The following is a 14,325-nucleotide window of genomic DNA, read 5'->3' on the forward strand; positions in this document are numbered from 1 at the left end:
TTAATTGACAGGAGTTGCTACGCATGAAAAAATTCAGTTTAATTATAGCCATTATGCTATTGCTTAATCTCTCTATTCAAACCAATGTTGCTGCATACTCTTATGGAGATCCGAGTGAGGAAAAGATTGCCGAAGTGTATAAGGACATGGTTGTGAAGTTGAATCAATCGCCTCCGAATTTTGAGGAAGCGAAAGCCCTGTATGACACGATTAAAGAAGAAGTCGATCTGCATATGGGGAAAGAAGTGTCTGAAGTTATTTTGAACTCCATTGAAAATGAAGATAAAGAAGCGACAATCAATCAAATGCAGAAGCTTCTGGCTTTGAATATTTCCAGACGCCTGGAAGCAATTGAAAAGAATTTTGATGACTACGATATGAGCAAGAAGCTGTTAGCAAAGGGGTTTGCTACATATGAAGCGTTATCTCCTGCACTAGCAGAAGAGAACCCGGAATTGGATTCGCAAATGAAAGATGAATTTGATACAGCCCTTGAAAGTCTTGGGAACCCTGGATTATTCGGGGTCGGGGAGAAAGAAAAGGATAAAGATCAGTTTCTTTCAAGTAAAGCGTTCATTTTAGAAGAGTTGAAACAGCCGTTTGATATTGAAGAATACAGCGCTGGACACTTTTCAGATAGTGCAGATGTTAATGAAAGTGAGAACCAATCAACTGTCGACAGATACACGGATTTTTCAGAGTGGAAAAATTGGCTGCCTATTTTAATTATAGGAGGCTTCATCGTAGCTGTTATCATTTATTTTGTAAGAAGAAAGAAATGATCCCAAGTGTAGAAGAGGTGTATATTCATGGAAATACAAGCGTTGTTGATTACTTTTCGTGAAGTGTTGGAAGCCCTTTTGATCGTAGGTATCATCACCACGTTTCTTAAAAGGACGAATAACAAGAAATTCACTAAATATGTGTGGCTGGGAGCAGGACTCGCTGTACTTGCAAGTGTAGGTGTTGCCATGTTGTTCCAAGTTGTATTCACCAGCTTTGCAGCAATGGGCAGCGAGGTGTATATGAAAGTCGGGATTATGCTCATATCCTCTATTTTACTGACCCAGATGGTGTTTTGGATGGCAAAACACAGTAAAAACTTAAAAGGGCAGATGGAAGGGAAAATGAGTAAGCTCGTGACAACCGGCAATGTTGTCGGCATGGTCATTCACTCCTTTCTGGTTGTATTGCGGGAAGGTGTAGAAACAGTCTTCTTCTTTGCAGCTATCACCGGTGGAGACATCGAAAAGGGCTTTCAAGGATGGGGTGCGATTACAGGGGTCATCATTGCGTCTACCATCAGTTATTTCTTCTTTAAAGGAACCATGCGTATACCTTTGAAATCCTTCTTCAAAGTTACTGGAGCGTTTATTGTAATGATTGCTGCAGGACTTCTTGTACAAGGGATTTCCATGATGCAGGACTTACAAATTATCGGAAGTGTTATGCCTCATGTCTATAATATTACTTGGTTACTACCAGAACACCCAATCGATTATGCACATTTCTTAAGGGATACCGGAACGGCACCTCTTCTTTCTGGGGATATAGGCATTTTTCTAAAAGCTCTGTTTGGATACTCCTCCATGCCATCGCTTGAAGAAATTATTGCTTATGTCGGCTACTTTGCTGTTATCTTTATGTTAGTTACAGCAAACAATCAAGAACCTGCAAAACAAAAGGTTGAAAAAGTACAAAAACAAGCGAAACCTGCCTATACGAATCAAGCAGCAGGTCAAACGTTGAATAAATAGTTCAACTGCAAGGCGTAATTTTCCATTACGCCTTTTTTTTATATGTGAGATTAAAGGGCTGTTAAAGTCTACTGTTGTTCGTTCATTTAAGCTTGCAAAAGAAATCCAAATCAAACGAAACAATAAACTTTCACAGAGCCAAGATTAAAAAGGAGCAGTCAGTAATGAAAAAGGGGCTGGACGATTCTAATAATACGTTTAAAATAATTGCCTGGGCAATGTTCTTGGTTTTTGTGAGCTGTACGTTGTACTTCAGACTCGCGGATGGAAGTGAATGGGCAAGGTCCTGGGACCAGGTGGACTTTGCGCTTGGAGTTAAACAATATGACCTCTTTTCCATGCAGCCACATTTTCCAGGATACCCTTATTTTATCTTGGGTGGCATGATAGTACATAAGTGGGTGCAGGATCCTGTCTACGCCCTTTCTGTTTTTAACACGATTCTGACGTTGAGTTCTCTTGTTCCAATCTTCTTATTATTTAAGAGGAGGTTTCCTGTTCTCCAAGCGCTCTTGTTCACGTCTGTCATTCATTCGATGGGATACTTGTGGGTTATGAGCACGGAAGCGATGAGTGAGGCTTCAGCTCTATCCGTGCTTTGGTGGTATATTTGGAGTTTATATCAGGCAGACAGGTCTTCTGCGTTAAGGTGGCGGATTCTTCCTCTCCTTGTATTCAGTATATTAATGGGAGTACGGTTATCCTACCTTCCCTTCGGTTTAGGAATTCTTTGGCTGTGGTGGAGGGAACGCAGGGCTTTTCAAACGAAAAAGTCTTACGTTCAGTATGTATTAAGCAAGGCGGGGATTGCTGCTGCATTTCAATTCATCTGGGTCGTTGGATTGGTGCTATCTACAGGGAGTACCAGTACATTTATCGAGCTTGCTTTTGGTTTTGCTGCCGGCCATTTTACCGAATGGGGAGGAGCGGTTACCGCAGATTCCATGCCGCTGTGGGAGAGAGTAGCTCTGCTTCTTTTCTACAATCTAATTTGGACAGCCCTTAGTGCCAGGTCCTGGATCATCCTTGGGTTATACGCATTATTAACGCTGTTGGTTATCTTTCAGTTCTCAAAGACAAAATTAAGGAAGGATGCATTCTTACAAGGGATATTGCTCTTATGTACTGCATATTTTTTATGGGCGCTGTTTGCACAAAACGTTGATAAGCCGAGACACATTCTGCCTTTATCAGGTTTATTTGTATATTTGCTGCTTCATATCTATGCAGATCGTGCAAAGGTGTACATCATCGGGGTGTGTTTATCTCTTGTTATCGTCCAGACTTGGGTCGGGCAGGGTTTGGCTGAGGAAAAAGCAGAGAATCCACCTGCTGTTTATCAACTGACTCAATATATAAGTGAGTTAAATGGACAAAAGGTTGTTTATACTTGGGAAGAGTCACGTGTGATGAGTTATCTTCAAGTGGACTACACACATAAGAAGATTCTTACGTATGACTATTTTCAATCTGAATTGTCCTACAATAAGGATAAGCGAGTGTTATTAACCGATCATGTCGTAAAGGGATTTGAAAATCAAGGCTATGATCTGCAGGGCAGAGTAAGAAAGATAGCAGAATTCAGCTCAAGTAACCTGTTTGATCCCGTTTATGGGAAGATAGAGCTTTATGAATGGACATGGAAGTAAAAGGTGGCTGCTGGTGAATTCAGCTATAGTAAAATTGCAGAAAAACGTAAGGAAACACCGAGTGCGTGGAGATCTAATCATACTATTTAATCTCTATTTCTTTACCTTTCTAAGTGAGGATGAGCCCTATGTCATTACATTTAAAAGCATTAACAAAATGGGACGGAAGAATGATATACGAAATGCTCCAGGAAATTGACGACAATGATCATGGATTTAAGAATGAAGTGAAAGGGAAAACCTATGAGGAATATGGTGAATGGTTAAGTAAGAATGAGCAATTTTCAAGAGGAAGCGGATTAGAGACCTGGATGGTTCCTCAAACCATTTACTGGATGTATTATGATCAAACACCAGTAGGATATGGCCGCATTCGGCACTGGTTAAATGATAATCTTAAAGAAAACAGCGGTCACATTGGATACGCGATTCCTCTATCGCAACGGGGGAAGGGCTATGGAAACGAGATCTTACGCCTGCTCATACATGAATGCTATGATTTAAAAATTAATCCCATCCAAATTGGTGTTAACCCTTCCAACAAACCTTCAAATAAGATTGTGAAACGTAACGGCGGGGTCCTTCATAAGGTTTCTAAAACCAAGAATATTTATCATATCACTCTGTAACGGAGTATTTTTAAGACAAGTCTTTACCTCAATGTAAAATCGTGGGTCTGGAAACTGCCGGACTCCCACGGGTAGAAGAGACTAGGTGAGATCACGGAAGGGCGGAGCCTGAGAAAGTTCAGGAAAGCGAGTGGTTGTTCAGGTCTGCCTTATACTCAACTAAAATACACGGAAACCAATAAAAGGTCACACCCTGATGTTTCGTATGGTGAGTTAACATCAGGGGTGTGACCTGCTTTCGTCATTTATAACAAATTTAGGATATTGTTTATTATGATTCTCCACATACATGACCACTTCGGTGACAGAGGGTCAAGGTTTTATGGTATCCCGTTATTAGTGATGAGTGACCTCGAATAATTTCCCTGAATAGTTCGTAAACATGCCTGTAGCTCCCCAGTCAAGAAGCATGTTCATATCTTCTTCTGTATTCACGGTGTAAGGGTGGACGAGTAATCCCAGATCTCTTGCCTGTTCTATAAAGCTCTCATCGTAAAACAATTCTCCATCATAACGGTAATTCATACCGATACCGACTGCATATTCATCAATTTCCTTGAAGTCAGCTTTTGTTATTTCAGAAGGAGATGGAGTGATATTTTTGTATTCGACGTAAGTGCCATCTTCACCTGGTTCGTACCACAGCAGTTGGACGAGGGGAAGGTTTGGATTCATTTCATTCACTTTAAGTAAGCTTTCCTGACTGAATGATTGAATAATCACATGGCTGGATCGTTCGTTTGGACCGTCAAGCTTATACTTCTCTATTAGATCCAGAAGTTTTTCTTCCATACCAGGGTAGACATCCGGGGATTTTGTCTCAATATAATAGTTTGCGGATCTTCCGTAGCGTTGGAAAACTTCTTCAAGCGTTGGTACTTCCAGACCATTGTAAGAGGCATCCGCTTTCTCTGGATAAGCTTTATTGAACCAGGAGCCTGCATCAAGCTGTTTGATTTCTTTGAGGGTATGATCGCGTACTTCCCCGGTACCATTGGTTGTACGTTCGAGGTTCGTATCGTGCATGGCTACAAGCCTGCCATCCTTTGTCATTTGAATATCCACTTCGATATAGCTGCCTTTTTTTTCTTTGACAAGGTCATAAGCCGGAATCGTATGTTCAGGTGCTAATCCACTTACCCCTCTATGGCCAATAACTAAAAAGCGTTCATCATTCATCGTAGGGTCCTCGTGTTTTTGTGCAGCTAAGGTGGTTGTAGGTCCCATTACCATCCCCAGGGCAACAGTAAAAAGAGTCACTTTCTTAAAAAATTTTTTCAATAGATTCTCCTCCTTTAATAGATTTTGATTTACTCCAATCATAATAAAGGAGGAGATAATGAACTTTAAGTGAATTCATTGATTCTTCATAAACCTTAACGCGAGGGTTATAAAACGATAGAAAACTTTTACAATTTAACAATTAGAGAAATAAACGCTGGTGAAACTGTTACCCTGGTTAAATCCTGGAAAATAAATAAAGTAAGCAGAATGAACTGCTTACTTAACAATAGTTACTTCTTTCTACTCTCCAAGGGTTTTCAGGAGCAACTGATTTATTTAGTTTATGGCAGAGAATATTGGCTGATTGGGATGTAGTAAAGGTTTTAGCCATCTGGCTGTTTGAATCCTTTAAGGTCTTTGTTTTCCCATTAAGTGTTTTAACAATTAGAAACATGAGGGGAAACCCTCCTTCTGGCTGATAAAGCCATAAATTATCCTACAAAAATATTATCTCATATTTTGTCCTAATCATATACAGTTTAGCGGAAATTCCTGCAATTTAATAGCAAGGTAATGGTTGGATTTGAAAAGTATATGTAACGGATATTAGATTCAGGTCTTTATGAAACAGTCAGCTGCTTAACATACTTCCCTATGAAAAAGTAAGGAAAGTTTCTGACCCCCGCTCTCCTGGTCATTCACCTTAGCAGATCGGGGGTCAGTCCACGCTAATTATGACCTTCTTGTTAATTCGGGGGAAGGTTTTTCTTTCCCATAAAGGGACGTGTTATAGGAGCCACTCTCCTGCCTTCTGTGTATTTCCTGGTTTAGGATTTCAATGAAATCATCGGGAAGGTCAAGTTTGTGGGCTTGAATATAAGTCTTAAGCAGCAAATGGTCCGTTAACTCTTTCAACCTCAATTTTCCTCCTTAAGCTAATAGTTAAGAATGATTACAGCACCTTTATTAACTTCATAGAAACCAATCGCATACAAAGTGAAAAAATTACCCACCTGGAATCGGAAGAAATGCCCAATAACTATAGGATAGAACAAGAAAATGTGACTTTGTTTCCATGCATGAAAATGATACGATTGAATTTTCTATATTATATGAAGAACTAACGAGGCAGTTTAGTTCAAGAAAATAGATAAGTAAACGGAGGCTTGCTATTGAGAAATGATGCAATAATTTTTGTTTTATGGTCCATTGTATTTATTACTATTGCAATATTTTTGTCCAGATTTCTTGCGAATAAAGGGTCTAAAAAAGGTGCATTAATTATTCCGAGTCTTATTATGGGGATAGGGTTCGGACTTGTTATAAGCATTATGGCAAACGGAACATTTCTAGAGTCTCTAGTTGTTAGTGGAGTAATGATGATAATTTCATTAGGATACACTTTAGGGCTGGAAAGAAAGAGAAAAACATACCAATCATTATGGGAAAAAAAGCAAAAATAAATAGCTTATTCCTTCAACTATCGGGTGGGTTGGTTCAATAAGACAATAAACCAAACAGAACTTCCATTTTTATGGAAGTTCTGTTTTTCTGTAAATATCAACATTAAACTTTAACAGAGCCATCTTTTTTGTGCTTTACCGACCAATCACATTTGAATAAAAAGCTGGCAGCAGTTGGTTAGTCATACTTAAGTAAATACCCTTGTTGACATGATCTCTTCTAAATTAGGAAAAGCATCCTCGTTGTTGGTGTGGATAGCTACGGCTTTTAAATTCTTTAGAATATAGTGACAATCGGACTCATAAAGGGAATGCTGTTGATAGCCTTTGATCGTTTCCTCTGCAAATTTCCATAAGTCATTGTGAACCTGGCTGTCCATGGATTGGGCTAGAAGGTTGAGCATTTCCAGAATAGTAATGATGACCGTAGAATTCTGCCCGGCATATTCACGGATATACCCATAACTCTTATATAAGTAATAATCAAACCCTTCATATTTCAACTTCAACCTTACATGGTTTTCGTCGTCTACTAAAATAGGAGAGAAGCTTGTAGCATTTCCAATTTCCTTTAATAAGTCTGCAATTTGATATAACGTGTTGTTGACAGTTAACGGGTCATTATTCCCCAGCCCTTTAGTAGCAACTTCAACTAATTTTTCCAATCCAAATTCTAAATCCTGGACTTCGGTTTTTTTCGTGTCCACTCTGACAAGTCTCCGATACTTTTCTTCATCAAAGTCCTTGCTGTCCTGCCAATAATCAAAGAGCGGCGTATTTTCAAGGATAAATTGACCGATTGAGACTCGTAATTCAATGACGATGTTATCTTTTTTTGCCTCTTCTATAATGTTTTGGAAATTTGCGGATTGCAGGTGTCCGGATTCATTTGCGTATATTGTTTTTACAGGACATTGATTTGAGATGTTGTCCTTAAATTCCTTTCCTTTAACCTGGTAGGGGCCGATTTCCTCCAATAAAGAACTTCTTATCGTATTTCTCGTCGTCTTTTTCATATTTGAGGTGATGTTATGAACCTGCAGCCATGTAGATGTATGGTTTACGAAATATATAAAGGTTACAGCAGCTATAAATGTTATGATTATTGAAAGAACAGGAATAACAAAATAGAATTCGTTATTGCTATTGCTTAAGTAAAGGATATTAAATAATACATAAATGAAGCTTCCGTTAAAAATTCCAAGAACGTGCTGGGTAGGAGGTTCACTGATGAAATTCAATACCATTCTCGAAGAATATTGTCCGCTCAGGGTAGTTAAGGCTACCAACAATGAGTTAATCGTAAACGCACTTAAAGTAAGCACACCTCCCGTCAGGGTTGTAATGACCAAGCGAGTGGTTGACCCGGTAAAAACAATGTCAGCAGGTAGATGTTTATGTATATCTAAATAAATATCAAGAATGGCACTCACTGCTGATAGAGCCAGTGCAACGGCGATATAACGGAGGGGCATTAACCATAAAGTTTGGTTCAGCTCATTCCGCCTTTCTCTTTTTGACATGAAGAAATATCTTTGGATGTCTGGTATTTTCATTTTTACACTCCTGTATAATTTTCTATCTACAGCATTACCACTCTTGTAAAGTTTTTAATCATTCTTCATTTGATATAAGGTTGGAATACGAAGCAATTGGAGTGTGCTTAACCATTAAAGAGTATAAGATATGGATATGCCTCGAATTCTAGTAATCAACAGATGTGGGAAACCCAAAACGGTGGTTTGTTTTGGAATATCATTAACTGCCCCGGTCCTGCCGCTTACAAGTCGGTGTGAATGGTCGGTTTAGTTGTAAAAAAGGTAAGGGGGAAGGGAACGTGTATTTTAAATTTGCTCCTATAAATATGGAATATGTAATAGAAATTGACTCATGGAATTATGAGGGCTTTATTGAAGAAGTAGGAATGAAACCATATTTTGAGTCATACAGGAATACGAAAAGCTTGAAAGGTCCAGGGGGCTGCGAGGGGTTTGTCGCATTATTGGATCAGGAGGCTGCTGGATTATTTGAATTCAATATAAACGAAAGCGCAATGGAGATAGGCTTAGCTCTAAGACCTGACTTAGTGGGGAAAGGCCTGGGGGCAAAGTACGTCCAGCAAGGAATAGATTTTGGTCTTCATTACTATCCTACGAACGTTGAGGTCATTCATTTAGTCGTAGACTCAAAAAACAAAGCAGCTATTCGTGTGTATGAAAAAATAGGTTTTAAAAGAAGAAAACAAAATGATAATGAAATTGAAATGACGATGAGAATCTCAAAATAACAGGACTTCATAAAATTAGTCTTAATGAACTTAAGCTGAATGACTGGATAAACAAACAAGAATAGGCGGAATACAAATGGATCTGATCAGCCAAATGGAAGAGCTCAATTTTGCACTTTTACAATCTTTTTCAACGAAACAAGATCGACCGTGGGGGGCATTGTTTTGGAATCAAAATCAACCAGACTATTATGATGCGAACCATGCCCATGTGAGTGACCCACCTGACCACCCTGAAGAAGTGGTTGATGAAGTTGTTTCATTTTATAAGTCTTTACATATCATTCCTAGATTTTATTTATACAAACTGGAGTCCTTAACAAGCTTTGTTTCTCTATTAAAAGAGAGAGGCTTTCAGTTTGAAGAGTTTTCACAGCCCATCCAGCTGTGGAATGAAGAAATTAAACAGCTGCCATTAGATGAGAATATTACAATTGAGAGAGTGACGAGTAATAATTATGATGAAGCCTTATCGGTGGAGTGTCAGATTGAAGAATTCGGAGGGAAAGCCGTTCGGGAAAAGGCTTTTGAATCTGAATTTAACGATCACCGTTATACTCATTACGTATTGAAATATAATGGAGAACCCTGCTCGACAGCCTGTTTATTTGTTTATGGCAGTCAAGGGAGGATAGAAAGCGTCGCTACAATCGAAGAGTATAGAGGAAAAGGATTAATCGGTCTGCTGCTCCAACATATACAAAAAGAAGCTCAGCATCTACAGCTTGAAAAACTATGGGTTCATCCCATTAATGAACGGGTGGAAAAGGTTTATAGTCGATACGGATTTGATACAGTCCTTACATTACAGACTGGTCATGCTTTTTTTAGTGGGAAAGGGATTAAGGACATGCAGGGGCGTTAGGGTGGATTAGCCTTGGCAGGGCTATTCTAACCCAGCCCCTTTTTTATGAGAAAGGGTTTTTAGGAGGAGGACGAATGAAACGGTGGTTAAGCTTGGTTCTTGTGGTATTCACTCTTGTCGGGTGTAACGAGGGACAATTCATCCAGAAGGAAGAAGCAGAGCGCATCGCCATCCAGGAGGCGGAAGAGAAAGGCTACCATAACCCTGAGTTATGGACGGCATTTGGAAATCAGACCACACTCGTCTACCAGTATTCCGTGGAAGATCAACAAGATGTAAAGGCCTGGAAAGTAGAACTGACCTCGGATGAGAAAAAGCGGAAAGATTCCCCTGTGGTCATGTATTTAATCAAGGAAACCGGCGGCGCTGTTATTAAAGAGATTGGCATCGATGTCGAGGAGAAAGAGAAACCAAAAAAGCCTTCTTCTGATTAGAATTTTTGTGTATAAGGGGCGCGAAATAATCGAAAGAAGAAACTCTATGATGGTGACAGTAACAGTCAGGAACCTCCTTGATCTTATAAAGAAACACATGACGACCGATTCATAAAAGGAACTGGAAGGTCCACTAGATTTCCTGTACCATTTATATTTTGCTCCAAACTAAAAAAGGCGGAGAAGAATTCAAGGATTCTTCTCCGTACCGAATTAGGTTTCCATCGGGATTATTTATTTTTTTGTATCCCTAGCTTTTTTCCCTTATTCCCATTTAGAGATTTCTTGGTCACTTCATAAGCGGCTACCGTTCCACTTACTTCATTCCCAGTCAATAGGAGAGGTAGTTTTGTCGGGCTTTCCTCGGCTGGGATGAACTTCAGTCCCTCTGGAGCAACATCTCCCCCGGGAACTTCCCCTGAGAAATCGCGGCTATGAATGTATTCTACAAATTCAGGCTGTTCAGGATCATCAATATTATAGATCATGATCCCGCTCATTCTTTCTAAACCGATGAAAGCATAATCACTGCCAGCTATTTCTCCAGTTACTACAGCTTCCGGCTCAGGTCCTTTGTCGTCACTTCGGGAATCAAATTCATTTTCATCATTCGTGGTGTTAAAATAATCAGGGATTTGATCAGCGATAATCTGCTCAAAATCGCTGCCACTATCATATACCAGGGACATATCTTCGGCGTTCCAAATGGAGAAAGAGCGTGCTCCATATCCATAGATCGCTTCATAATTGCCTTCATTATTGACAGGCATAGCTGTAGTCGTTTTTAGACGTCCAAGGTTTTCTTCCTTGAATAAACCATTGGCAACCAGCTTATCCAATTGGTCCTGGGTGTATCCTTGGTAATTTTCTGCATTTAGATCATACTGATTCTTCAAATCTTCCACACGGACCTCTTCGCTGAATCCATCATAATCCATGGCATCTCCTTCATTCGGAGTCAAAATATAATTTTTTCCATCCTTACTGTAATAAGCGATTCCATCGGGCATGTACATTCCGAGTACCGGCCAATCAGTAAGATTGATTTCTCCATCTTTATTGGAAGCATCGAATGAATTCTGCTGAAGGGAATGATCTTTGAAACCAAGTCCGTGGACATGAGTGAACCTGCCTGTTTCAAGGTTAAGCTTAGCAATCGCGTTGGCTTCTTGCAGGGCTACATACGCCCATTTGTCATCTTTGGAAACTGAAATATACTCCGGTTCAAAATCTTGTGCCGCGGTGGCATTTGGTTTGACCACGCGGACGTTTTCGTCGATTTGGACTTGATCAGTGAAAGCAGCAGTCGTTATTGACTCTTGGTCTATATCTTTCACATTTTTTGTAACATCGATAATAGAAACCGAACCCTCAGGATCTATGGTAACATCCTCGTTTGGCTCTCCCTCGTTTGCAACTAGAAGTTTCTTCCCATCATGAGTGAATGTCACCATATCAGGGAGTGAGCCTACTTCTACTTGATTCAAGTAGTTCCCCTCCAAATCCAAAAATACAATATGCCCGGCTTCCGTTTTGGGTTCTGCAACTACAGCCACTGCGATATAATTTCCATCCGGGCTTACAGCTATGCTTGTCAGTCCATCAACGCTCCCTAATTCTGGTGCTAATTCTGCTAGTGAAACGCGCTTATAAAGCGGGATGTCCTGTACTTTTTTTCCATTACCTTTATGTAGTTTTGACATGTCCAGAATATCCAGGGCATTTGCCGCACTATTAATGGAATAAGCACGCTGCACTCCTGCATTATAGGCTACGATTTCTGCGCCTCCCTCATCGAGTCCGGCCCCGCTGTCATAGTTCCCCAGTAAATGCATCTCTAAATCTTCTGTTGGTTCTTTAGCAAGAGCTGGGTTGGAAAGTGACAGAGTTGCAAATGCGGTCACTACCGCCGCGCCCGCAGCTAACGTCTTTCTAATTGTAAACATTTTAATTCCTCCATATTGTTTTTCATTCTACTAATATTTTACTGGATAGTTATTTAGTCAAAATCAATAGGAAGTAAAGGTGTCGTAAATTTCAGAATAGTCATGGTGGGATAGGGAGTAATAGAAAAAGTGTTCATGCGCTAATTAATTATTTTTCTATTAAAATAAACCTGCTCTAATATCTCTGAATCAAGTCTTACCTATAGGGGGGCGATTGTTCAATATGAGCAATCGCTTTTTTAGCATATGGATAGTTTAAAACTTACTTTCAAGGTAATAGAGTAATTAAACAAGAAATGGAAGTTTCATGGGTTGATAAGGTGGGATAATTTGATAACTGCACTAAAAATTATAGGAATACCTTTTTATATTTTTGGAATGAGTTTATTGATCCATCCCATCTTCGATATCGATTTAAATTTATTCGGGCATATAGTAATGGTTATTCCTATTATCTTAATCGCGTATTGGCAAGTGTTCTTTTATAAGAAGAATGGAAAATAATGATTCCTTATAAATGATCAGCATTTTACGTTTCAATTCTGAATTAGATAAAAAGAGCAGCGCTTTAAGAGGCTATGACTTGATTGTATATGTAGCTGGATTCTTCAAATATCTATTGAAATGTGGACTTATAAAAACTGGAACGATTGTCAAGAGCAATCCTGAAGCTGTTTACTTTGATAGCGATATAAAAGAATCAGAAAGGTTGATTGTATGAATAATGGTACGAGTCGTTTAGAAAAATATGCTGATATTACGGTAGAGATTGGTCTGAACCTTCAAAAGGGCCAGACACTCATTATTGATGCCCCCATCCATGCCTCAGATTTTGTACAGCAGGTTGTGAAAGTGGCTTATGACAAGGGTGCAAAGGTTGTGATGGTTGAGTATACTGATGAACAAGTTTTGCTGACCAAATATGAAAAAGCTCCGGAAGAGGGCCTGAAACACTACCCTCAATGGAAAGCAAAAGGGTACGAGAAAATGGCTGAAGAAGGTGCAGCCTTGTTACAGGTTTTTTCTCCGAACCCAAATTTATTGAAAGACGTGGATCCTGAGCGTGTATCTATGGCACAAAAAGCAATTGCAGAAGCATTGCGTCCGTTTAAGTCTTATCAAATTTCAGGGAAAATGAACTGGTGTATTGCAGCTGTCCCATCAAAAGAGTGGGCTCAGCAAGTGTTCCCTGATCGTTCTGAAGGAGAAAGTATGGATCTGCTCTGGGAACAAATTTTTGATGTGACCCGGACAAATACAGATCATCCTGTTCAGACATGGAAGGAACACGTTGAAACGATGAACAGTTCTGTACGCTTTTTGAATGAGAACAACTTTAATAAGCTTCACTACAGAGCGAAGAATGGGACCAGATTTTCTGTTGAATTACCTAAAGTACATAAGTGGATGTGTGCGAATTTCACAAGTGAAGGTGGGGTTTCGTATGTGCCAAACATACCGACGGAAGAAGTGTTTACGGTTCCGAAGAAAGATGGAGTGAACGGTGTGATTAAGAGCTCCAAGCCATTAAACTATAATGGATATTTAATCAATGAATTCTCGTTGACTTTTGAAGAAGGGAAAGTTATCGATTATAGTGCTGAAAAAGGTTATGAGGTGCTTAAATCGATATTAGAAGCGGATGAAGGTGCAAAATATTTAGGTGAAATAGCACTCGTTCCGCATAACTCACCGATCTCTAATTCAGAGCTTGTTTTCTATAATACGTTGTATGATGAAAATGCATCCTGTCATGTGGCGCTCGGTAAAGGTTTACCAATAGCGTTAGAGGGTGGGCCAGATATGAATAATGAGGAATTAGCAGAGCAGGACTTGAATGAGAGTCTGATTCATGTTGACTTTATGATAGGAACTGCAGACCTCAATATAGATGGTGAAAAGGAATCAGGGGAGGTCGTTCCGATTTTCCGGGACGGAAATTGGGCATTTTAAAATTCGATCATAGATTAGAAGTAATCCAATGTTTTAAAAGTAATAAAGTATATTAGTTTATCTCAAAATCGAGCCTTCCACACATGAAGGCAAATCTTAACCTTTGTTTTTGCCATGA

At 39.5% G+C, this 14,325-nt stretch carries 15 protein-coding genes; 10 read left to right on the top strand and 5 right to left on the bottom strand.

What is annotated here, in order from left to right; genetic code table 11:
- Nucleotides 1-23: 23 nt before the first annotated feature.
- The 4 genes from LC036_RS02310 to LC036_RS02325 all read left to right on the top strand — a co-directional run bounded on the left by LC036_RS02310 (nucleotide 24) and on the right by LC036_RS02325 (nucleotide 4,035).
- Complete coding sequence (locus LC036_RS02310) at nucleotides 24-782, top strand: hypothetical protein (RefSeq protein ID WP_226577671.1); 759 nt, start codon at nucleotides 24-26, stop codon at nucleotides 780-782.
- A 27-nt stretch (nucleotides 783-809) separates the two neighbouring features.
- Entirely contained in the window at nucleotides 810-1,757 is a 948-nt protein-coding gene (locus tag LC036_RS02315) for an FTR1 family iron permease (RefSeq protein ID WP_226577674.1), read from the top strand.
- 164 nt (nucleotides 1,758-1,921) lie between these two features.
- A complete protein-coding gene (locus LC036_RS02320; RefSeq protein WP_226577678.1) occupies nucleotides 1,922-3,406 on the top strand; it encodes a nucleoporin-interacting protein in 1,485 nt (494 codons plus the stop codon).
- Nucleotides 3,407-3,534: 128 nt separating this feature from the next.
- Nucleotides 3,535-4,035 carry a GNAT family N-acetyltransferase gene (locus LC036_RS02325; protein WP_226577680.1) on the top strand — a complete coding sequence of 167 codons (501 nt, stop codon included), beginning with the start codon at nucleotides 3,535-3,537 and terminating at the stop codon, nucleotides 4,033-4,035.
- Nucleotides 4,036-4,371: 336 nt separating this feature from the next.
- Here LC036_RS02325 and LC036_RS02330 read toward each other — a convergent pair whose 3' ends face one another.
- The 3 genes from LC036_RS02330 to LC036_RS02340 all read right to left on the bottom strand — a co-directional run bounded on the left by LC036_RS02330 (nucleotide 4,372) and on the right by LC036_RS02340 (nucleotide 6,174).
- Entirely contained in the window at nucleotides 4,372-5,316 is a 945-nt protein-coding gene (locus tag LC036_RS02330; protein ID WP_413229812.1) for a glycerophosphodiester phosphodiesterase, read from the bottom strand.
- 223 nt (nucleotides 5,317-5,539) lie between these two features.
- Nucleotides 5,540-5,713 carry a hypothetical protein gene (locus LC036_RS02335; protein ID WP_226577683.1) on the bottom strand — a complete coding sequence of 58 codons (174 nt, stop codon included), beginning with the start codon at nucleotides 5,711-5,713 and terminating at the stop codon, nucleotides 5,540-5,542.
- 278 nt (nucleotides 5,714-5,991) lie between these two features.
- Nucleotides 5,992-6,174, bottom strand: coding sequence for a sporulation histidine kinase inhibitor Sda (locus LC036_RS02340; protein WP_226577686.1), 183 nt, complete (start codon nucleotides 6,172-6,174; stop codon nucleotides 5,992-5,994).
- 257 nt (nucleotides 6,175-6,431) lie between these two features.
- On the opposite strand from LC036_RS02340, the gene LC036_RS02345 reads away from it, so the two are divergent.
- Nucleotides 6,432-6,722, top strand: a complete 291-nt coding sequence (locus LC036_RS02345; protein WP_226577690.1) for a hypothetical protein — start codon at nucleotides 6,432-6,434, stop codon at nucleotides 6,720-6,722.
- 188 nt (nucleotides 6,723-6,910) lie between these two features.
- Here LC036_RS02345 and LC036_RS02350 read toward each other — a convergent pair whose 3' ends face one another.
- Nucleotides 6,911-8,278 carry a DUF2254 domain-containing protein gene (locus LC036_RS02350; protein ID WP_319004423.1) on the bottom strand — a complete coding sequence of 456 codons (1,368 nt, stop codon included), beginning with the start codon at nucleotides 8,276-8,278 and terminating at the stop codon, nucleotides 6,911-6,913.
- 281 nt (nucleotides 8,279-8,559) lie between these two features.
- Here LC036_RS02350 and LC036_RS02355 point away from each other — a divergent pair, with 281 nt between their 5' ends.
- From LC036_RS02355 to LC036_RS02365, 3 genes are all read left to right on the top strand, one after another.
- Nucleotides 8,560-9,009 carry a GNAT family N-acetyltransferase gene (locus LC036_RS02355; protein WP_226577692.1) on the top strand — a complete coding sequence of 150 codons (450 nt, stop codon included), beginning with the start codon at nucleotides 8,560-8,562 and terminating at the stop codon, nucleotides 9,007-9,009.
- Nucleotides 9,010-9,085: 76 nt separating this feature from the next.
- Complete coding sequence (locus LC036_RS02360; protein WP_226577695.1) at nucleotides 9,086-9,874, top strand: GNAT family N-acetyltransferase; 789 nt, start codon at nucleotides 9,086-9,088, stop codon at nucleotides 9,872-9,874.
- A gap of 74 nt (nucleotides 9,875-9,948) precedes the next feature.
- The gene (locus LC036_RS02365) at nucleotides 9,949-10,308 is read left to right on the top strand and encodes a hypothetical protein (protein ID WP_226577699.1); all 360 of its coding nucleotides are present in this window, start codon (nucleotides 9,949-9,951) and stop codon (nucleotides 10,306-10,308) included.
- A 230-nt stretch (nucleotides 10,309-10,538) separates the two neighbouring features.
- On the opposite strand, the gene LC036_RS02370 is transcribed toward LC036_RS02365, so the two are convergent.
- Nucleotides 10,539-12,254, bottom strand: a complete 1,716-nt coding sequence (locus tag LC036_RS02370) for a choice-of-anchor I family protein (protein WP_226577701.1) — start codon at nucleotides 12,252-12,254, stop codon at nucleotides 10,539-10,541.
- Nucleotides 12,255-12,771: 517 nt separating this feature from the next.
- Between LC036_RS02370 and LC036_RS02375 the strand changes: the two genes are divergently transcribed.
- Together LC036_RS02375 and LC036_RS02380 are read left to right on the top strand one after the other, a co-directional pair.
- Nucleotides 12,772-12,975 (top strand): hypothetical protein, encoded by a 204-nt coding sequence (locus LC036_RS02375; protein ID WP_226577703.1) that lies wholly within the window; start codon nucleotides 12,772-12,774, stop codon nucleotides 12,973-12,975.
- A complete protein-coding gene (locus LC036_RS02380) occupies nucleotides 12,972-14,207 on the top strand; it encodes an aminopeptidase (RefSeq protein WP_226577706.1) in 1,236 nt (411 codons plus the stop codon). The genes LC036_RS02375 and LC036_RS02380 overlap by 4 nt, the downstream gene beginning before the upstream one ends.
- Nucleotides 14,208-14,325 lie beyond the last annotated feature (118 nt).

Source organism: Halobacillus litoralis (genome assembly GCF_020524025.1).
GTDB lineage: Bacteria > Bacillota > Bacilli > Bacillales > Halobacillaceae > Halobacillus > Halobacillus litoralis_D.